14 protein-coding genes and 1 pseudogene are annotated in these 20615 nt (G+C 72.9%); 6 read left to right on the top strand and 9 right to left on the bottom strand.

Features of this window, described 5'->3' with window-relative positions:
* Positions 1-5 precede the first annotated feature (5 nt).
* Entirely contained in the window at positions 6-434 is a 429-nt protein-coding gene (locus IE225_RS17480; protein WP_190058466.1) for an SCO4983 family protein, read from the top strand.
* 371 nt (positions 435-805) lie between these two features.
* Here the strand turns inward: IE225_RS17480 and IE225_RS17475 are convergent, their stop codons facing one another.
* A complete protein-coding gene (locus IE225_RS17475) occupies positions 806-1252 on the bottom strand; it encodes a hypothetical protein (protein ID WP_229879642.1) in 447 nt (148 codons plus the stop codon).
* Positions 1253-1405: 153 nt separating this feature from the next.
* Here IE225_RS17475 and IE225_RS17470 point away from each other — a divergent pair, with 153 nt between their 5' ends.
* The gene (locus IE225_RS17470; RefSeq protein ID WP_190058465.1) at positions 1406-4279 is read left to right on the top strand and encodes an NACHT domain-containing protein; all 2874 of its coding nucleotides are present in this window, start codon (positions 1406-1408) and stop codon (positions 4277-4279) included.
* Positions 4280-4406: 127 nt separating this feature from the next.
* Here IE225_RS17470 and IE225_RS17465 read toward each other — a convergent pair whose 3' ends face one another.
* Both IE225_RS17465 and IE225_RS17460 read right to left on the bottom strand, forming a co-directional pair.
* Positions 4407-4583: a hypothetical protein gene (locus tag IE225_RS17465; protein WP_190058464.1), complete on the bottom strand. Its 177-nt coding sequence runs from the start codon at positions 4581-4583 to the stop codon at positions 4407-4409.
* 339 nt (positions 4584-4922) lie between these two features.
* Complete coding sequence (locus IE225_RS17460) at positions 4923-6752, bottom strand: phosphoenolpyruvate carboxykinase (GTP) (RefSeq protein WP_190058463.1); 1830 nt, start codon at positions 6750-6752, stop codon at positions 4923-4925.
* Positions 6753-7054: 302 nt separating this feature from the next.
* On the opposite strand from IE225_RS17460, the gene trhA reads away from it, so the two are divergent.
* From trhA to IE225_RS17440, 4 genes and pseudogenes are all read left to right on the top strand, one after another.
* Complete coding sequence (gene trhA / locus IE225_RS17455; RefSeq protein ID WP_190058462.1) at positions 7055-7768, top strand: PAQR family membrane homeostasis protein TrhA; 714 nt, start codon at positions 7055-7057, stop codon at positions 7766-7768.
* 204 nt (positions 7769-7972) lie between these two features.
* Positions 7973-9675: pseudogene (locus IE225_RS17450) on the top strand (MFS transporter).
* Between the two features lie 5 nt (positions 9676-9680).
* On the top strand, positions 9681-10307 hold the full coding sequence (locus IE225_RS17445; RefSeq protein WP_190058461.1) for a TetR/AcrR family transcriptional regulator: 627 nt from the start codon (positions 9681-9683) through the stop codon (positions 10305-10307).
* Positions 10308-10340: 33 nt separating this feature from the next.
* Positions 10341-11072: a Mut7-C RNAse domain-containing protein gene (locus tag IE225_RS17440; protein ID WP_190058460.1), complete on the top strand. Its 732-nt coding sequence runs from the start codon at positions 10341-10343 to the stop codon at positions 11070-11072.
* 78 nt (positions 11073-11150) lie between these two features.
* Here the strand turns inward: IE225_RS17440 and IE225_RS17435 are convergent, their stop codons facing one another.
* From IE225_RS17435 to IE225_RS17410, 6 genes are all read right to left on the bottom strand, one after another.
* Complete coding sequence (locus IE225_RS17435) at positions 11151-13556, bottom strand: galactose oxidase family protein (protein WP_190058459.1); 2406 nt, start codon at positions 13554-13556, stop codon at positions 11151-11153.
* Positions 13553-14779, bottom strand: a complete 1227-nt coding sequence (locus IE225_RS17430; protein WP_190058458.1) for a glycosyltransferase — start codon at positions 14777-14779, stop codon at positions 13553-13555. Before IE225_RS17430 ends, IE225_RS17435 begins: the two co-directional genes overlap by 4 nt.
* Positions 14776-16422: an ArnT family glycosyltransferase gene (locus IE225_RS17425; RefSeq protein ID WP_190058457.1), complete on the bottom strand. Its 1647-nt coding sequence runs from the start codon at positions 16420-16422 to the stop codon at positions 14776-14778. Before IE225_RS17425 ends, IE225_RS17430 begins: the two co-directional genes overlap by 4 nt.
* Positions 16419-17687 carry a glycosyltransferase gene (locus IE225_RS17420; protein WP_190058456.1) on the bottom strand — a complete coding sequence of 423 codons (1269 nt, stop codon included), beginning with the start codon at positions 17685-17687 and terminating at the stop codon, positions 16419-16421. Before IE225_RS17420 ends, IE225_RS17425 begins: the two co-directional genes overlap by 4 nt.
* Positions 17688-17904: 217 nt before the next feature.
* Positions 17905-19935 (bottom strand): thioredoxin domain-containing protein, encoded by a 2031-nt coding sequence (locus tag IE225_RS17415; RefSeq protein WP_190058455.1) that lies wholly within the window; start codon positions 19933-19935, stop codon positions 17905-17907.
* Positions 19916-20518 carry an ArsR/SmtB family transcription factor gene (locus IE225_RS17410; RefSeq protein ID WP_190058454.1) on the bottom strand — a complete coding sequence of 201 codons (603 nt, stop codon included), beginning with the start codon at positions 20516-20518 and terminating at the stop codon, positions 19916-19918. Before IE225_RS17410 ends, IE225_RS17415 begins: the two co-directional genes overlap by 20 nt.
* Positions 20519-20615 lie beyond the last annotated feature (97 nt).

Below are 20615 nucleotides of genomic sequence, written 5' to 3'. Positions count from 1 at the left end.
CCGCCATGTACGAACCGATCCGCAGCAAGTCGGTGCACAGCACGATGGCCGGCAACGCCTCCGGGCTGCCCCACCGCTCCCGCGAGGAGGAGCTGGACATCCAGCTCGCGGGCCACCTCGCCGCCCTGCTCGCCGTGACCGACGAACTGCGCGCGCTGGCGCCGTCCGCCGACCTCGACACCGCCGCCGAGCGGATCGCCGGGCAGGTGGCCCGGCTGCGGGGCGGGCACGCGCCGGTCCGCGCCTCCCGGGCCGCCGGCGACCGTGTGCGGGACCCGGCCGCCCTGCACCAGCGGGCGCACACCCTCGCCGGACGCGCCCTTGTCGTCGCCGCCTCCCGCGCGGACACGGCGGCGGCGATCCTCGCGGCCGAGCGCATGGACGCGCACACCGCCGCGCTGGCCGGGCGCGAGCACCTCAGCGCCGCCCGCTGAATCCCCCGCCGAACCCCTCGTGCGGGGTTCCCCAGACGGCCCCGGCCCGCGTGCCGCAGCGACGCGCGGGCCGGGTGCCCACGGCACCGCGCCGGCTCGCACGGCGTCGGGGCATCGGGGCGGAGCCGCTTCCTCCGGGTGCCGCGAGTCGCTGGGCGCCGTGAGTCCCCGGGTGCCGCGAGTCGCCGTTGCCCCGAGGGCCGAGCCGGGTGGACCGGATCGAGCCGCCGGGCCGGATCGAGCGCATCGTGAACGCGGCCCGGGCACGGGCGGAGAAGGCGTTGGGTGCCCGCACCCTCGAGTGGCGGGGTGAAGCGTGCGTGAAGCGGCTGCCGGAGCCGGTGGGCCGGGGCGACGAGGCCGGGGCCGCGTCAGCCGAAGTGGAGGTCGCCCTCGATGGTGCCGGCCTGGATCACGGGACCGCGGATGTCGCCTCCGCTGACGGTGTTGTGCACGGTGGTGCCCCGCTCCGAGGAGTGTCCTGCCGCCGCCAGCAGAGCACGCAGCTCGGCCTGCGCCGCGGGGTCCTCGCGGAGCAGGAGCAGCAGCCGCGCCTGCCATCGGGACTCGATCCCGGCGAGGGCCGCCCGGTCGTCGCTGTTCGCGGCGGCGGCGACCGCGGCGCGGGCCTCTTCCAGCTCCATGTCCGCCGTCTGCGCCTGGCCGGACCGGTCACGCCCGAACAGCGCCCGTACCCGGTCCCTGACCGTGGCCCACGCGTCGCCCGCCATCAGCTGCACCAGGGTCGTCGCCCCGGACGCGGCCAGCGCGGTCAGTTCGGCCTCCACTCCGCCGCCCTCCACTCCGCCACCCTCCACTCCGCCACCCTCCGCTTCCCACTGCTCAGCCCCGAACTCCGGGCCCTACCAGCCTACTTGGAGCACGTCGGGGACGCGGACTATCGTGCTCGAGCAGGAGACGGCGGAGGTGCGTGAGACGTGGGGCGAGCCGGGAGGAGCAGGTCCCACGACGTGCACAACACCTTCCACGGTGACGCCCAGACGGTCGTCCAGGCCGGTTCCATCGGCCGCGTGTACCTCTACGGGATCCCCTTCCAGCTGACGCCCTTGTCCGGCTGGGCGGTCGTCCGGCGCTGTGCGGCCGTGGCGGTCCTGGTGGCTCTCGGCGGCTTCCTGCTGAGTACGGGGCTCACCGCCACGACCGGACGGAAGGCGCCCTGGCTGGTCGTCGCCGGGCTCGCGCTGCTGATGACCGCGTACTCCGTGGGATGGGTGACCTGGCAGTGCCGTCAGATGTCCCGCGGCCGCCACGAGAACATGCTGCGCGCCACGGTGAACGGCGTGCTCGCCGGACTGGCCCGGGAGCAGACCAGGCAGTGGCGCGACGAGGTGATCGCGCGCCGCGTCCAGGGACCGCGCCTGCTGCCCGTGCTGTGCCGGACCGCCGGGCGCGACCTGTTCGACCACTGGTCCACCATCCGCACCGGCGAACGGAGCGACCAGCCCCTGCCCCTCGACGGCGACGTCGCGGAGATCGACCGGCTCTACGGCCTGGTGCCCTCCGGGCGGCTGGTGATCCTGGGTGAACCGGGCGCGGGCAAGAGCGTGGCGGCGCTCCGGCTCGGGCTGCGGTTGCTGGAGCAGCGAGGGCCGGACGGCCGGGTCCCTGTGATCCTCCCCCTCGCCTCCTGGAACCCGGGTGAGACGGGCCTGTGGCGCTGGGCCGCGCAGCGGCTCGCCACCGAGCACCCCGAACTGGCGGCACCGACCGGCTTCGGCACCGTACTGGCCGAGGAGGTGGCCACACCCGAGCGGCTCCTGCTGATCCTCGACGGCCTCGACGAAATGCCCGCCGAACGGCGTGCCGTGGCCCTGCGGATGCTCAACGACAGTCTGGACGAGCACACCCACCTGGTCCTCACCAGCCGCACCGCGCAGTACCGGGACGCGGTGCGGCAGGCGGACGTACTCAGCGGCGCGGCGGCCGTGACGCTCCAGCCGCTGACCGTACGGGAGTTGAGCGAACATCTGAGGACCAGCACCCGGCGGACCCGGGCGGACGGCACCCCGCTGTGGGAGCCCGTCCTCGCCCGCATGCGCGACGGCGACGATCCGCATGCCGGGCGGCTGCGCGCCGCACTGTCGTCGCCGCTGATGCTCGGGCTGGCCCTGGCCGTCTACGGCGAGACGTCCGCCGACCCGGCCGAACTCCTGGACACCGCCGCGTTCCCGACCAGAGCGCGGATCGAGAAGCACCTGATCGCACGGCTCATCCCGGCGGTCTACACGACCCCGCCCGACGTGGGGAAAGCGCCGCGATGGCGCGCACAGGACGCCGAACGCCATCTCGGCCGGCTGGCCCGGGATGCCGCCCGGCACGGTGCGCCCGGCGGCGAACTCGCCTGGTGGCGCTGGTATCCCGGGCAGGCGAAGGCCGCCACGGCGGTGGCCGTCACCCTGGTCTACGGCGCCGCCGTGGCCCTCACCGCCGCCCTGCCGCCGCACGGCACGATCCGCTGGTGGGGCATGACGCTGCCGCCGTGGGGCGCGCTGGCACTGATCGGCGTGCTTCCCCTGCTCATCGCCGTCGTCGACGTGTACGCCACCGTGCCGGTGCCCGTGCGTCTGCAACTGCGCCGGCGCGCACCCACGATTCTGTGGCGCGCCCTGGGAAGCGCCGCCGGGGTCGGGTTCGCCTGGGGGACGAACATCCCCACCAACGGCAATCCCCACCCGTCCTCCGGCTTCCCGATTCCCGCGGCCGTCGTGTTGGGTGTGCTCTTCGTCGTCCGCGCCGCACCGAGCATGGCGACCGACGTGGCGTCGGTCACCCCCCGCTCGCTGCTGCGGGCCGACCGGGTGTCGGCCCTGACCCTGGCGGTCAACTACTCGGTCACCGGGCCGCGCCGCTGGTGCCTGGAAGCGGTGGTGCTGCTGCCTCTCGTGTTCGTCAACACCTGGAGCGACCACGCGGGGGCGGGGGTGGCGGGTCCGGCGACGTGGGCCACCGTGGTCTCGGGCACCCTCGTCATCACCGTCCTGCACGGGATCACCAACACGGCCTGGGGACGCCACGCCGCGGCGCGCGTCGTCCTGGCGGCCACCGGCCGGCTGCCCTGGCGGACGATGGCCTTCCTGGAGGACGCCCATGCGCGCGGTGTACTGCGCCAGAGCGGCGGGGTGTTCCAGTTCCGCCACGCACGGTTGCAGGAACACCTGCTCGCCGAGGCACCGCCGACGCGGGCCGACAGGGCCCGTGTCCCCCTGCGGCCGCACGCCGTCCGGCTGCTGGGACGGTGGCCCGCCCTCGTCCTGACGGGAATCGTGCTGTTCCTCGGCAGCGCCTACCTCACGCAGTCCATCAGCCAAATCAACCGGCCGGCCGGCCCCTATGCCGCCCCTGCGCCGGCCTGCTCGCTCCTCGACCGGCACACGGTCACCGCGGCCCTGCACGGGGCTCCGGTGCGTGACCGTGGGCCAGGGGTGGGTGAGCCCTGGTCCAGGCGTGATGGCGGGTGGTGCCGCTGGCACACCGAGGCCAACACCTCGACACTGGCACTGGCCACCGATACGGAGACGCCGACCCCCGACAAGAGCGGCGCCGAGCTCGCGGGGCGCGTTTTCGTCGAGATGACGCGCCCGTACGGCGCGGCCCCGGCCGATCCCGCGGCCACCCCCTGCGACTGGGACCACGAGTCCGTCTCGTCGGGGAGCGACGACCGGGAGTCCGGCGTCTTCGCCGACGCCTTTCTGCTCTGCCGAAACGTCGTGTTCGAGGCCCACTACCACTCCGACGTCTCGGCGGGTGCCCCCTCCGACGGCACCGCCGTGCTGCGACGACTGCTCCACCTCGCCGTACGCAAAGCGCTTCGCCCGGAGAGGTGACCCGGAGAGGTGACGGTGCCCGAGGACCGCGGCCCGGGGCAGGCACCGCCCGGCGGTCGGGTGCCGCCCGGCGGTCGGGTGCCGCCCGGCGGTCGGGCCGGGGCTCCCGCCGGGGAGGCGGGAGCCGTCAGATGCCGAACAGCAGCGCCATGACCACGAACAGCACGATCAGCGCGAGGACGACCGTCCAGAGCGCGTGGAAGCCGCGGCGGCTGCCCGACTCGGGGCCGGCGCCGCGCGGCCGGTCCTCGGGGAGATCCGTCTGGTCGGGGCGGTCACGGCTGTAGAAGTCGCCGTCTGCCATGGTCCTCACCTCTTCGCCGAGCGGGCCTGTCGGGTACCCGGGGGCGGAGGGGCCACACGGCGCGCCCGCGGGGACGGCCGTGTGCCTGCGGGAACGATGGCGGGTCCGCGGGAACGGCGGCGGATCCGTGAGGACGGCGTCTCCCCGACGGGGCCGACGGAGCCCGACGGGGCCCGACGGGGCCCGGCGGGGCCCGGCGGCGGCCGTCGGGGACAGCCGTCAGGGGCCGGCCCCGCACGCCGTTGTGCGGGGCCGGCCCCTGGCGCGTGTCACCGCGGCCGGCCGGGACGACGTCGCAGGTCAGGGCTGGTCGGGCCGGCCGCGGGGCTGGGGTGGGCGTCAGCCCAGGCGCTTGACGAGCGCGTGGTACTCGTCCCACAGTTCCTTGGGCGTGTGGTCGCCGAAGGTGTTGAGGTGCTCGGGGATGAGCGCGGCCTCCTCGCGCCAGACCTCCTTGTCGACGGTGAGGAGGAAGTCCAGCTCCTCGTCGGACAGGTCGAGGCCGTCGGTGTCGAGGGCCTCCTTGGTCGGCAGGATGCCGATGGGGGTCTCGACGCCCTCCGCCCGGCCCTCCAGGCGCTCCACGATCCACTTCAGGACGCGGGAGTTCTCACCGAAGCCGGGCCAGACGAACTTGCCCTCGTCGTTCTTGCGGAACCAGTTGACGTAGTAGATCTTCGGCAGCTTGGACTGGTCCTTGTCCTTGGCCACCTCGAGCCAGTGGGCCATGTAGTCGCCCATGTTGTAGCCGCAGAACGGCAGCATGGCGAAGGGGTCGCGGCGCAGCTCGCCGACCTTGCCCTCGGCGGCGGCCGTCTTCTCGGAGGCCACGTTGGCGCCGAGGAAGACGCCGTGGTTCCAGTCGAAGGACTCCGTCACCAGCGGTACGGCGGTGGCGCGCCGGCCGCCGAAGAGGATCGCGGAGATCGGCACGCCCTTGGGGTCCTCCCACTCCGGCGCGATGATCGGGCACTGGGAGGCGGGGACGGTGAAGCGGGCGTTGGGGTGGGCGGCGGGCTCGTCGGAGTCCGGCGTCCAGTCCCGGCCCTTCCAGTCGGTGAGGTGGGCGGGCGGCTCCTCGGTCATGCCCTCCCACCACACGTCGCCGTCGTCGGTGAGGGCGACGTTGGTGAAGACCGCGTTGCCCCACAGCGTCTTCATCGCGTTGGCGTTGGTGTGCTCGCCGGTGCCGGGCGCGACGCCGAAGAAGCCGGCCTCGGGGTTGATGGCGTACAGGCGGCCGTCCTCGCCGAAGCGCATCCAGGCGATGTCGTCGCCGATGGTCTCCACCGTCCAGCCGGAGATCGTGGGCTCCAGCATGGCGAGGTTGGTCTTGCCGCACGCGCTGGGGAAGGCGGCGGCGACGTACTTGGGCTCGCCCTGCGGCGGGGTCAGCTTCAGGACCAGCATGTGCTCGGCGAGCCAGCCCTCGTCGCGGGCCATGACGGAGGCTATGCGCAGGGCGTAGCACTTCTTGCCGAGCAGGGCGTTGCCGCCGTAGCCGGAGCCGTAGGACCAGATCTCGCGGGTCTCCGGGAAGTGGGAGATGTACTTGGTCTTGTTGCAGGGCCAGGGCACGTCCTGCTGGCCGGGCTCCAGCGGGGCGCCGAGGGAGTGGACGGCCTTGACGAAGAAGCCGTCGTCGCCGAGCTCGTCCAGGACCGCCTGCCCCATGCGGGTCATGGTGCGCATGGAGACGGCGACGTAGGCGGAGTCGGTGATCTCGACGCCGATGGCGGAGAGCGGCGAGCCGAGCGGGCCCATGCAGAACGGGACGACGTACATCGTCCGGCCCCGCATCGAACCGCGGAAGATGCCGCCCTGGCCGTCCTTGCCCTGGAAGATCTCCCGCATCTTCGCGGGGTCCATCCAGTGGTTGGTCGGGCCCGCGTCCTCCTCCTTCTCGGAGCAGATGAAGGTCCGGTCCTCGACGCGGGCGACGTCGGAGGGGTCGGAGGCCGCGTAGTAGGAGTTGGGGCGCTTGATCGGGTCGAGTTTCCGGAAGGTGCCCTTCGCCACGAGCTCCTCGCACAGTCGCTCGTACTCGGCCTCGGATCCGTCACACCAGACCACGTTGTCCGGCTGCGTGAGTTCCGCGATCTCGTTGACCCACGAGATCAGTTCCTGGTGGTTGGTCGGGACGGGGGGAGCCGCGATGTCGCGCGCCACGATTGCTCCTAAATGAGGGATTTTTGTCTTGTCGCCCCGTGGGGGCTGCGACCCGGATGCTTCGCAGCATCGAGCTGTTGGCGCTCATCCGGTGCCGACCGCACTCATTTGATCATCCGACGATGATGCGCATATGTCCAGTGGGCCTCACAGGTGAGCAGAGTGAGGATCGCCACGGTTTCGGGGTTCTTTGCGTCCACATGAGGTTCAACTGAAGGTCTTTTTGCGTTACCGCCGATCAACCGAAGATCAACAGGTGACTCTGACGCGTAACTTACGGTCGCGTAGGTACCATTTCCCGCATGACTGCGTCCGCCTCCGACGCGCACCTGGACACGCCGGTCGCCGACCACGGTCCCCGCGCGCTCTCCCTGCCGCACCCGGTCAAGCCCAAGCTCCGGGGCTGGCTGCACCTCGGCATGTTCCCGGCGGCCCTGGTCGCCGGCCTGGTGCTGACCGCCCTGGCCGACTCGACCGAGGGCCGCCTCGCCTGCGGGATCTACGCCCTGACGGCGTGCCTGCTGTTCGGCGTCAGCGCCCTGTACCACCGGGGCAACTGGAGCCCGCGCATGGACGGCGTCCTGCGCCGCCTAGACCACGCGAACATCTTCCTGATCATCGCCGGCACCTACACCCCGTTCACCCTGCTGCTCCTGCCCGGCGCCAAGGGCCGCTGGCTGCTGTGGGGCATCTGGGGCGCCGCGGCGGCCGGCATCGCCTTCCGCGTCTTCTGGGTCGGCGCCCCGCGCTGGCTCTACACCCCCTGCTACATCGCCATGGGCTGGGCGGCCGTCTTCTACCTGCCCGACTTCCTGCACGCCGGCGGCGTCGCCGTCCTGGCGCTGGTGGTGCTGGGCGGCGTGCTGTACAGCGCGGGCGGCGTCGTCTACGGCATCAAGCGCCCCAACCCGTCACCGCGCTGGTTCGGCTTCCACGAGGTCTTCCACTCCTTCACCCTGGCGGGCTTCGTCGCCCACTACGTGGGGATCTCCCTGGTGGCGTACGGGTACGCGTAACCGCCCCGCTCACATCCTCCGGGCCATGGCCGTTTCTGCGGCCGTGGCCCTTTTTGCATGGCCGCGCATGGCTCGCGCACGGCCCGCGCGTGCCCACACACCCATACGCCCGCGCACGCCTGTACCGGAGCTGTACCGGAGCGAGCCCCGCCAACAGTTACTCGCGATTGACATCTCATAGATTTTGAGAGTTACTCTCATTTCATGGTTACTGTCACTCAGTCCGACGACACGCGGCGCGACCCCCGCCGCTGGTGGGCCCTCGGGGCCCTGGTCGCGAGCATGCTGGTGCTCGGTTTCGACACGACGATCCTCAACGTGGCGCTGCCGACCATGGCCGCCCAGCTCGGTGCCTCCACCGGCGAGCAGCTGGGGGTCCCCCCAGGCGTTTAGCCCTGGGGGAGGATGGCGGACGCGTATGTCGTCGTCTTCGCCGCGCTGATGCTCCCGGCGGGGCTGCTCGGCGACCGGTTCGGGCGGCGGCGGATGCTGATGGCCGGGCTCGGCGTCTTCCTCGCCGGCTCGCTCGTCGGCGCGCTGGCCGGGGACGTGGCGTGGGTCGTCGCGGCCCGCGCGGTGATGGGCGTCGGCGCGGCCCTGGTCACGCCGCTCGCCCTGTCCGTCCTGCCCTCCCTGTTCGGCCCGGACGAGCGCGCCAAGGCCGTCGGTGTCATCTCCTCCGCCTCGGCGCTCGGCCTGCCGCTGGGCCCGATCATCGGCGGCTTCCTGCTCGACCACTTCTGGTGGGGCTCGGTCTTCCTGATCAACGTCCCGATGGCCGCCGTCGGCCTCGCGGCCTGCGCCTTCCTGCTGCCCGAAACTCGCGACCCCGCCTCCCCCAGGGTCGACGCCGTCTCCACCGCGCTCACCGCGGCCGGCCTCGCCGCCCTTGTCTACGCGATCATCGAAGCGCCCGACCGCGGCTGGGGCGACGCCCTGGTGCTCGGCTTCCTGGCCGCCGCCGCGGTGCTGCTGACCGCGCTCGTGCTGCGCGAGCGGCGGGCCGTGCGCCCCCTGCTCGACCTGGCGCTGCTCGCCCGGCGCGGCTTCCTGTGGAACACGGTCGCGGCGACCCTGGTGATGTTCGTCCTGTCCGGCCTGCTGTTCGTGCTGCCGCCCTACCTGCAGGCGGTTCTCGGCCACGACGCCCTCGGCACCGGTCTGCGGCTGCTGCCGATGATGGGCGGTCTGCTGGTCGCCGCGCGGGGCGCGCAGCCCGTCGTCGCCCGGTTCGGCGCCCGGGCGACGGTCGGCGCGGGCCTGGTCGTCCTCGCCTTCGCCGCGCTGCTCGGCAGCCGTACGACGGTGGAGTCCGGCTACGGCTTCACCGCGCTGTGGCTGTCGGTCGCCGGGCTCGGCTTCGGCTTCTCGGTCGTGCCCGCGATGGACGGTGCCCTCGGCACCCTGTCGCGCGACCGGGCCGGCTGGGGGTCCCCCCACGCCCTTGAGGCAGTGGGGGAGGTTCCGGGTTGCTGATGACGCTGCGCCAGGTCGGTGGCGCCCTCGGCATCGCGCTGCTGGGCAGCCTGCTCGCCGGCGCCTTCCGCGACCGGCTCGACGTGAGCGGGCTGCCCGCGCGGGCGGCGGAGACGGCCGGGGACTCCGTGGTCGCCGCCCATCTGGTCGCCGGGCAGGCCGGGTCGGCCCGCCTGGCGGCCTCCGCGGACGCCGCCTACGTCCACGGCATGGGCCTGGTGCTGCTGGTGTGCGGCGTCGCCGCCCTGCTCGCGGCGCTGCCGGCCGCCGTGTTCCTGCCGCAGGCCCCGCCCGCCCGCACCGCCGCGCCCGACGCCCCGGAACCCGACGTCCCAGCCCCCGGCGCCCCGGAACCCGACGCCCCGGACCCCGGCACCCCAGACCCCGGCACCTCGGACATGGCCGCCCCGCCGACGGATGCCCGACAATGACCGTCATGACCTCCGCACGCACCTCCGCCGCCGACCGCCCCCGGCCGGGCCTTCGGGAACGCAAGAAGATCAAGACCCGGCAGGCGATCCGCAGCGCGACCTACGCGCTGATCCGGGAGCAGGGGTACGAGGCCACGACGATCGAGCAGATCGCCGAGCGTGCCGAGGTGTCGCCCTCCACGGTCTTCCGCTACTTCCCGACCAAGGAGGACATCGTCCTCACCGACGAGTACGACCCGCTCCTGCTGGAGGAGCTGCGCAGGCGGCCCGCGGACGAGCCGTGGACGGAGTCCGTGCGGCACGTGGTGCGCAAGGCCGCGGGCATCGGGGCGGAGGAGGATCCCGAGGTGACCCGGCTGCGGGCCCGGCTGAGCGCGGAGGTGCCCGCGGTGCGCTCCCGGATGATCGAGAGCATGTCGGTCACCGGGCGCCTGCTGCGCCAGGCCATCGGCGAGCGCACCGGTCTGGACCCGGACGGCCTGGAGGTGCGCGTCTTCGCCATGTCCCTGGTCGGCGGACTGATGGAGGTCTACCTGTACTGGGCCGAGCACGGCTACGAGGAAGACCTGCAGGAGCTCATCGACCGCGCCCTCGACGTGATCGAGCACGGCCTGCCCGCCGGAAAACACTGAGATCCGCCCCCTCCCCCGTGCCATCCTGACCGGGTGAACGGTCCCGAGATCCGCGTCGAGTTCGCCCCCGAGCTGCACCTGTTCGTCCCGCAGGCCCGCCGCGGGGGCGCCACCCCGGTCGCCACCGACGGCGTGTCCACCCTCGGCCACGTCGTGGAGTCCCTCGGCGTGCCGCTGACCGAGGTCGGCGCGCTGGAGGTGGACGGCCGCGAGGTGCCCGCCTCGCACGTCCCGGCCGCCGGGGAGCGGGTGCGCGTCCGTACGGTGCCCCGCCCGCAGCGGGTGCCGGGCGCTCCCCTGCGCTTCCTCCTCGACGTCCACCTGGGCACGCTGGCCCGCCGGCTGCGGCTGCTCGGCGTGGACGCGGCGTACGAGTCGACGGACATCGGCGACGCGGCCCTCGCCGCCCGCTCGGCGGCCGAGCGGCGGGTGATGCTCAGCCGCGACCGGGGGCTGCTGCGCCGCCGCGAACTGTGGGCGGGCGCCTTCGTCTACAGCACCCGCCCCGAGGAGCAACTGCGCGACGTCCTCGACCGGTTCGCCCCCGACCTGCGTCCCTGGACCCGCTGCACCGCCTGCAACGGCCTGCTGCGCGAGGCCACCAAGGAGGAGGTCGCCGACCAGCTCCACACCGGCACCCGGCGCACCTACGAGGTGTTCGCCCGGTGCCGCGCGTGCGGCCGCGCCTACTGGAAGGGCGCGCACCACGAGCAGCTCGAAGCCATCGTGGAGCGCGCCCTCGCGGAGCAGGCACGGCGCGGCTGACAGCACGGCCAGGGCCCGGCGACAAGCTCCAACTCCTCGCCCGGCGACGGGCCCTGACGCCTCGCCCGCCAACAGCTCCTAACGCTTCGTCACATCACCCCGGCCGCAGGCGATGCCGTCCCGGTCGCGGTCCAGGCCCAGCGGATCGTCGCGGCCGTTGACCTTCAGGCGGCCGTAGTCGTTGCCGTGCAGCCAGGCGCAGCGGGCCGCGGTCGTCCGCCGCACCCCGGGCGGGAAGGCCGTGGGCACGCACACGTTGGCCGAGCCGTAGTGCCGGTCGCAGCCGGAGACCGTGGTGCCGACCTTCTGCGAGGCGCGCTTCCGGCCGGGGCCGCTGGTGGCGCCCCGCGGGGAGTCGGCGAAGGAGTGCACGTGGGCGGAGGGGGTGGCGGCGCTCAGCGCGGACGGGCCCTGGAGGTGCACCCACTTCGCCACCGACGGCACCCCGTTGGCGTCGACCGCGAAGAGCATGTACCAGCCGGGCGGGGCCAGGTCGGGGTTGCTCGTGACGTTCAGGTCGACGTTGTTGCCGTCCACCGACAGCGGCAGGTCCACGAACCGCTGGTTGGGGTCGGAGGAGTGCGTGACGGCGGCCGGGCGGATCAGCTCGGCCTTGGCGATGGGCCGGTCGACGGTGATGCGCTGGGTGTCGCCGTACGTCCACTCGGTGTCGATCACCGAGGTGATCGTCGGGCGGGTGCCCTTGTACAGGTAGGGCGGGGTGTAGATGGACACGTGGTGGTTCCAGGTGCCGTTGCCCGGGTTGTCGCCGGTGGACATCACGCGGCCGTCGGGCAGCAGGAACGACGAGGAGTGGTAGCCGCGCGCCTCCGGGTCGGCGGCCACCGGGTCGAAGGTCTCGGTCTGCGGGTCGAACAGCGACGACTCGCGGACCGGGTCGGCGCGGTTGTGCAGCGCGCCGCCGGTCTCCAGGACCTTGCCGTCGGGCAGCAGCACGGCGGAGACGTACATCTTGCCCTGGCCGCCGGTCTCCGGCTGGGGGCCGTTGCCGAGGTCGACCGTGCCCTGCGGCAGCGGCGGGCCGGCGACGTAGGACGGGTCGGGCTGCTTGAGGTCGATGATGTCGGTGAGGCGGTTCGCGTCCGGGTTGGAGTCGATGTTGCCGCCGCCGAGGGTGAGGACCCGCTGGTCCTGCGCCGGCGGCAGCAGCACGCTCGCCGACTGGTCCCGTTCGTCCTTGTTCCGCAGGCCCGGCACCTGGGTGACGGTGTTGGCGTCGTAGTCGTAGATCGCCGCGCCGGTGCCGGGGATGTTGTTGCCGAAGACGTGGCTGCCGGAGTAGAAGAGGCGCCCGTCCTGCATCAGGATCATCGACGGGTACAGGCCCCAGTACGACCAGGTCTGGTTGACCCGCCACAGCGGCAGCCACCGCTGCTCGGCCTGCGAGAAGCGCTCGGCGGTCACCGAGCCGGTCGAGTCCTCCCGCAGCCCGCCGAAGGAGATCACGTCGCCGTTGCCGAGTTCGGTCGCCGACGGGTACCAGTGGCCGTCGTTCAGGTCGTTGGTCCTGGTGTAGGTCTCGGTCCGCGGGTCGAAGACGTACGAGTCCTTGAAGCCCTCGTAGCCGTGCGAGCCGTCCGCCGCCGGGTACGCCTTGTTGCCGCTCATCACCAGCACCCGGCCGTCCTGCAGTTGCACGTGCCCGGCGCAGAACATGTCCTTCGGCGTGGGGATGACCTTGTAGGTGCCGTGGGCCGGGTCGTAGACGGCGCTGGTGAACGTGCCGGCCGCGAACTGCTCCTCGCTGTTGCCGGAGCCGGCGATCAGCAGCACCTTGCCGTTGTTGAGGACGACGGAGTGCATGGAGCGCACCGGGTTCTGCGTGGGCAGCACCTGCCAGCTTCCGTCGGCGCACTGGCTGCCGGTGCCGGTGCACGGGGCGGGCGGCAGGGTGTCGGGGACCTGCTCCATGGTGTAGTCGTCGGTGGTGACCGAGCCGGTGCCGTAGACGGAGACGCCCCAGGTGATGCGGTCGGTGCCGGCCGGGACCTCGGGGGTGCGCACCGACGCCTGCGTCCAGCCGCCCCGCATCTCCAGCGTCTTGAGGTCGGTCCAGTACTGCCAGCCCGCCGTGGTGTCGTGCCGGAAGAGGGTGACGGAGGTGTCGGGCGTGGTCGACTTGTACCACAGGGACAGGTCGTACTGCCGGCCCGCCGTCACCACGGGCGCGCACTGGGCGGACTCGGTGATCAGGGCCTTGCGGTCGCCGTCGACGCGGCGGGTCAGCTCCACCTTCATGGCCCTGCTGCCGCCGTGGGCGTCCGAGGTGGTGGTGAAGGTGTAGTCGTTGTCGCCCCAGCCGGACTTCTCCCAGCAGTACGGCATCCCGTCGCCGCCGTCGGTCTCGAAGCCGGGGTTCTTCACGAGGTTGGCGGCCGAGGCGGGCTGCGGGGAGGTCAGCAGGAGGCCGGCGGTCAGTGCGCCCACCCCCAGCAACGCGGTTCTTCTGCGGTGCTTTCTCACGCGGCTCTCCTTGCGGTGCGGGCCGTACGGTCCCTGCGGTTCTTGCGGTTGCTGCGGTTGCCGCGGTTCCTGCGCGGCAGGTAGACCAGCGCCTCGGTGCCGGCGAAGCGCAGGACGAACGTCACCACCAGCGCCAGCGCGGTGGCGGACAGGGCGCCCATCCCCAGCCGGCCGACGAACAGCGCGATCAGCGGGATGCGCAGCACCAGGTCGGCGTTGGCCAGCAGCGCGAACCGGCCGGCCCGGTCCCACCAGCGCCGGTGCCGGCGCCGGTCGCGGAAGAGGAGCTGTTCGACGAGGAGGAAGTTCCAGGCCACGCCGAGCTGGTTGGCGAGGATCTCGGCGGGCACGTAGTGCAGGCCGAGGCCGGTCAGGACGTACAGGCCGAGCAGGTTGGGCAGGAAACCGCTGGCGCCGATCAGGCCGAAGCCGGTCATGCGGGCGAGCGGGGAGGCGGTGCGCAGGCCGGCCAGGTGGCGCAGGAAGCGCAGCCCCTCCCGCGCGGTCGACTTCGACTCGCCCGCGAAGCGGTCCTGGAAGACGAACGGGACCTCGGCGACGCGGCGCGGGCGGCAGCGCACCGCGAGTTCGAGGAGGATCTTGTAGCCGAGCGGCTGGAGCACCTCGGCGGCCACCGCGCCGCGGCGGACGGCGAAGAAACCGCTCATCGGATCGCTGATGCCGCGCAGGGCGCGCGGGAAGAGCGACTTGGCCAGCCAGGTCGCACCCCGGGAGACGGCGACCCGGTAGCCGCCGGCCAGCCCGGCACGGCTGCCGCCCGCGATGTAGCGGGAGGCGACGACGAGTTCGGCGCCGGTCCGCTCCCCGGTGGCCACCAACTCCGGCACCAGGGACGGCGGATGCTGCAGGTCGCCGTCCATGACGACGACCCAGTCGGAGGTCGCGGCCCGCAGGCCCTCCACCACGGCCCCGCCGAGCCCGCCGGCCGGCTCCGCGCGGTGCAGCACGCTCACCGGGAACGGGCAGTCCTGCGCGGCCTCGGCGATCACCTGCGGGGTGTCGTCGGTGGAGTCGTCGACGAAGACCACCTCGCAGGGCAGCCGGGCGGGCACCGAGTCGGTGATCCGGCGCAGCAGCTCCCGCACGTTGCCCGACTCGTTGAAGGTCGGGACGACGAGGGTGACGGCGCCCGGCTCCGGCACCTCCGCGGCGCGGACGGACGGGTCCCCCAACTCCCCGGGGACGGTGGACTCGAAGCTCATCGTGCGCCTTTCGGGGCGGGGTGGATGCGGCGGATCTCGATGCGGTCGGCTCCGGTGCCGAACACGGCGACGGGGGCGGAGTGGTCGATGGCGGCCCGCACGGTGGGCAGGTCGGCCGCGTCGCGGCGCACGGTCGGCGAGGCGACGACGTAGTCCACGTCCTGCCAGCCGCGCGGCAGGGTCCGGGCGACGGCCGGGTCCAGGTCGGCCTTGTAGAACCAGATCGCGCCGGGCCCGGGCCGGTACCCGGCGTGCACCAGGTCCAGCCACAGCGCGTCGTCGACCAGCACGCGGGTGCCGCGCGGGTCGTCGACCCGTGTGGCCAGCCACGCGGAGGCGGCCCGGTAGGGGGCGTTGGCGTCGGCGGTGACGGCGGTGCGGTCGCCGTCGTACCAGCGCGGCACGACGAACGCGCCGGCGGCCAGGGCGAGGACGGCGGCGAGCGCGTACCGGCCGTGGGTGAGGTACCGCTTCTCGGTCGCGCGGCGCCGGCGGTGCAGCACCGTGTGGACGACGCTCGCGGCGGCGCCGGCGAGGACCAGGGCGAGGAACGGCAGCGCCTGGATGACGTACATCGCGGGCAGGTAGCCGTTGGGGCGCAGGGCCAGCACGGTGAGGATCGCCACCGCCAGCGCCGGCCCGGCCAGGGCGCGGGCGGTGACCGACCAGCGCCAGGTGACCAGCAGCAGCGCCGCGCCGGCGAGCCCGGCCAGGGGCAGCACGCGGTCGTAGTACAGCCACGACCGCAGCACCCCGTGGGAGCCGGAGCCGGGATCGAGGAGGAAGCCGGAGCCGGGCCGGGTCATCTGGTAGACGATGCCGTCCCACAGCGACACATGCCCGCTGCCCGGCAGCAACTCGCCCTTCAGCAGGGCGAAGAGGGGGTAGGAGAAGCCGGCCAGGGCGCAGGCGGTGACCGCTCCGGTGAGGGCGAACTTGCGGGTGTCGCGGTGGCTGTGCCGCCACATGGTGACGAACAGCGCGGGCAGGACGACGAGCATCGTCTCCTTGGTGAGCACCGCGGTCGCCGCCGCGAGACCGGCGCCGAAGTGGTGCCAGAGGTGGCGGCTCGGGGAGGCGGCGAGGGTGAAGGCGAGCAGCGTCCACAGCACCGCGAGGTTGTCCAGGAAGATCTCCCGCTGCAGCACCACGGAGAGCGGCGAGAGGCCGAAGAGCGCCATGGCGAGCCCGGCCGCCCAGCGCGGCAGCGCCAGCCGGCGGGCCAGGACGTAGACGAGGACGGCGCTGACGGCGGCGACCGGCAGCATCGCCGCGCGCATCGCGCCGACGGTCATCGCGCCGGGGCTGAGCGCCGAGGGGATCCAGGTCAGCAGGGCGATCTGGATCCAGCCGAGCGGCGGGTGGTCGTACCAGTACGTGTAGTGGGCCAGGCCCCTGCCCTGCTGCACGGCCCAGGCCTGGGCGAGGTAGGTGCCCTCGTCGTCGCTGAGGGTGGGGTAGGCGGCGATGTTCCAGCCCTGCACGAGCAGGATCGCGGCGAGCAGCACGCCGCACAGCAGCAGGTCGGGCCGGGAGGAACGCAGCCGCGCCGGTGCCGTACGGCCGTCCGGGCGGGCGGCGGGCGCAGGGGTGCGCCGCGCGGGGACCCTGGTGCCGGTCGCCGCGGGAAGAGTGGAGGTCACGCGGGGACGTCCTCTCGGATCGCTTCGGACTCGGTCAGGTGCGCGCCGACGTGCCGGGTCAGCTCCCAGTCGGTGCGGCCGCGCTGCTCGCGCCAGACGGCGCGCAGGGCGGCTCCGGCGAGCAGGACCTGGTAGAAGGGGCCGCCGAGGATGAGCTTCACGTAGTGGACGAAGCGGATGCGCAGCCCGTACTGCCGCCCGAAGTCGTGCAGTCCGACCACCTCGAAGACGAACGTGACGGCGGCCGTGACCAGCGGCAGGAAGGTGAGGAAGGCGATCGAGACGGGAACGTCGAGGAAGAGCGCGATCGCCGCGTTGACGGGGATGACCACCCCGGAGAAGGCCTGCAGGAACGGCGTCATCAGGGTGTAGCGGGCCAGCATCCGCTGGCCGAACGTGGGTAGCTGCTTCCAGTCCCTCTTGCGGTAGACCTGCAAAAAGCCCTGGTTCCAGCGGGTGCGCTGCTTCAGCAGCGACATCAGGGTGCCCGGGGTCTCCTCCCGGGTCACCATGCGGGGGTCGTAGGCGACGACGACCTTCTTGCCGACGCTGGACAGGCGCACGCCCAGGTCGCAGTCCTCGGCCAGGCAGTCGTTGTCCCAGCCGCCGGCCTCCCGGAGGACGCCGGTCCGTACGAAGACGGTGTTGCCGCCCAGCGGGATGAACCCCTTCTGGGCGTGCAGGTGCAGCCGGGAGCGGAACCAGAAGAAGTACTCCAGGCAGTTGCGCAGGCTGTACCAGCTGGAGTGGAAGTTGATGAGCTGCACGCCGCCCTGCACGACGTCCGCGCCAGTGGTGCGAAAGGCGTGGTCGACGTGGGCGAGGAGCTCGGGGTGGACCTGGTCCTCGGCGTCGAAGACCCCGACGACGTCGCCGCGGCAGTGCGGCAGCGCCGTGTTCATGGCCTTCGGCTTGTTCTTCTTCTCGTGGGTGTCGACGACGACGCGGACGCGCGGATCACGCTCGGCGGCCCGGCGGGCGACCTCGGCGGTCTCCGGGTCGTCGTGCCCCACGATGACGATGATCTCGAAGTCGGTGTGCGTGGACTCCAGCAGCCGCTGGACGGTGTGGTCCAGCACGGCCTGCTCGTGGCGCGCCGGCAGCAGCAGCGAGAACGACAGGTGTGCCGTGCCGTCGGGTCTGCCGAAGCGGGTGGAGGCGAGCACCTCGGGCGTGCGCCACGCGTGCATCTGCCACCACAGGGTGAACGCCGCCATCCAGAACAGCGCGAGCGAGACGGCGGCGATGAAGACGGACGTCATCAAACAGATCCCCCCAGATCCCCGTGAAACCCCCTGACGCGACGACTCGTTGCGACCGTCGCGTCACTGTGAGGAGACTAGGGGGGAAGTGTGAAGTCCGACAGCTGTTCCGATAAATAGTATGTTTCGGTCCGGTGCTGTCCCTAGCGGGACCAAGCCGGACACGAGCCCTGTTCCGGCCCCGCTCCGGCCCCGCTCCGCCCTCCGCCGGCCGCCCGTTTCAGCCGCTCAGCGCCGCGCGCAGCCGTTCCGGATCGGTCGTCGGGGCGTCGCAGGTGAAGTTGCGGCAGACGTACGCGGCCGGCGCGCCGCCGATCAGGGAACGGTCGGAGAGCAACGGGAACTCGTCGCTGCCGGGCGCCCCGACGGCGACCACCGCGCCCGGCGCCGTCCCCAGCAGCGCCGTGCGGTGCATCTCCCGCGTCGCCGGGTCCTCCGGCGCCGGACCGACCACGGCGACCTCGCGCGGCCCGTCCAGCAGCGCCTCGGCCACCGCCAGCCCCCAGCCCACGTACCGCGGCACCCGCGGCGCCAGCGCCCGGACGATGCCCAACGCCCGCTCCGCCGCGGCCCGGTGCCGCTCGGAGCCGGTGTGCGCGGCGTACCCGAGCAGGGCGCCCGCGGTCGCCGTCCAGCCGGACGGGGCGGCGTTGTCGGTCGGGTCCTGCGGGCGGCGGATCAGCCGCTCGGCGTCGGCGGCCGTGTCGTACAGCGCGCCGGTGTCCGGGTCGGTGAACCGGGTCAGCACCTGCTCCAGGAGCAGACCGGCGAGATCCAGCCAGGCGCCCTCGCCGGTGACCGACGCCAGCGCGAGGAAGCCCTCGGCGACGTCGCCGTAGTCCTCCAGCACGCCCGCGGTGCCGCCGGGGCGCCCGTCCCTGCTGGTACGGGTCAGCCGCGCGTGCTCGTCCAGGTGCAGCCGCAGCAGGAGGTCGGCGGCGCCGGTCGCGGCCTCCACCAGGTCGGGGCGGTCGAAGTAGGCGCCGGTCTCGGCCAGCGCGGCGATCGCCAGGCCGTTCCAGGCGGCGACGACCTTGTCGTCGCGGGCCGGCGCCGGGCGCCTCGACCGCGCCGCGCGCAGCCGCCGCCGCACCGACTCGATCCGGTCGGCGTCGAACACCTCGTCCCGCAACGGCAGTTGCAGCACCGACGCGCCCTGCTCGAAGGTGCCCTCCTCGGTCACGCCGAAGTGGCGGGCGGCGAGTTCGGCGTCGGCCTCCCCGAGGACCTCCCGCAACTGCTGCGGGGTCCACACGTAGTAGGCGCCCTCGACGTGCCGGCCGCTTCCGTCGTCGCTGTCGGCGTCCAGCGCGGAGGCGAACCCGCCCTCGGCCGTGCGCAGCTCCCGCACCATGAAGTCGGCGGTCTCCAGCGCGACCCGCCGCGCCAGCTCCGACCCGGTGGCCCGCCACAGGTGGGCGTACACCCGGCACAGCAGCGCGTTGTCGTACAGCATCTTCTCGAAGTGCGGCACCACCCAGTCGCGGTCCACCGAGTAGCGGGCGAAACCGCCGCCGAGCTGGTCGTAGATCCCGCCGCGGGCCATTCGCTCGCAGGTGTCCTGCGCCATCTGCAGCGCGCCCTCGGAGCCGGTGCGGGCGTGGTGCCGCAGCAGGAACTCCAGCACCATGGACGGCGGGAACTTCGGCGCCCCGCCGAACCCGCCGCGCTGCGGGTCGTACTCCCGCGTCAGCCCCAGCAGCGCCTGCGCCATCTCGCGCTCGCCGGGCAGCTCGGAGTCGCCGTAGGCCAGGTGCCGCTCGCCCAGGTCCCGGGCGATCCTCCCGGCGACGTCCGCGACCTCCGCCCGCCGCTCCCGCCAGGCCTGCGCGACCCCCTCCAGCACCTGCCGGAACGACGGCATCCCGTGCCGCGGCCGCGGCGGGAAGTACGTCCCGAAGTAGAACGGCTCCCCGTCTGCCGTGAGGAACACCGTCATCGGCCACCCGCCCTGCCCGGTGGCCGCCTGCACGGCCTCCATGTACACGGCGTCGACGTCCGGGCGCTCCTCGCGGTCGACCTTGACGTTGACGAAGTGCTCGTTCATGAAGGCGGCGGTCGTCTCGTCCTCGAACGACTCGCGCGCCATCACGTGGCACCAGTGGCAACTGCTGTATCCGACGCTCAGCAGCACCGGCCGGTCGCTCCTGCGGGCCTCCTCGAAGGCCTCGGCCGACCAGGGCCACCAGTCGACGGGGTTGTCGGCGTGCTGAAGGAGGTACGGGGACGTCTCACGGGCCAGTCGGTTCACCCCTCCACTCTCCCACTGCGTCGGGCGCGGCGTAGAACCGCAGGTTCATCCGGCGCGCCCCCTGCGGGGCGTCCTCGCGCGTGTGACCGTACCGGGCGAGCAACTCCTGGTAGGCGCGGACGAAGGCGAGCAGTTCCTCCTTGGTCATCCAGACGCCGGCGCGCTGCACCTGAGCCCAGCCCTCGGGGCCGGCGTACTCCTCGTGGGCGCGGCGGAACAGCCGGGTGTCCGTCTCGATCTTGAGCAGGGCGAGCCGCTCGGCCGCCGCGTACTCCTCGGGGGCCATCGTCGCCGGGTCGGGCGCGGTGTGGGCGAAGGGCGCGGCCCGCCACCAGCGTTCTCGTCCGCCGGACTTCTCCGGGATCTCTTCGATGAGCCGCTGCTCGGCGAGTTTGCGCAGGTGGTAGCTGGTGGTGCCGGAGCTCTCGCCGAGTTCCCGGGCCAGCACGGTGGAGTTCGCCTCGCCGTGTCGCGTGAGGTAGTCGAGGATCCGGCGGCGCAGCGGGTTGGCGAGGGACTTGTACAGGGCGGTGCGTTCCAGGCTGGTCAGCTCGGTCGGGGGCGTCGGGTCGGCGGCGGACATGGGCAAACGGTATCCCCGGCCCTGCCATGGCACAGAGGGACGTCTGCAGAATTTCCTTTGCAGAATTTTCTCTGCGGTTCTACGGTGGTGGCAGGCG

The organism is Streptomyces echinoruber, from assembly GCF_014651135.1.
Lineage (GTDB): Bacteria > Actinomycetota > Actinomycetes > Streptomycetales > Streptomycetaceae > Streptomyces > Streptomyces echinoruber.
The sequence above is the reverse complement of the archived record's forward strand: the minus strand, read 5'-3'. Positions and strand labels throughout refer to the sequence as shown.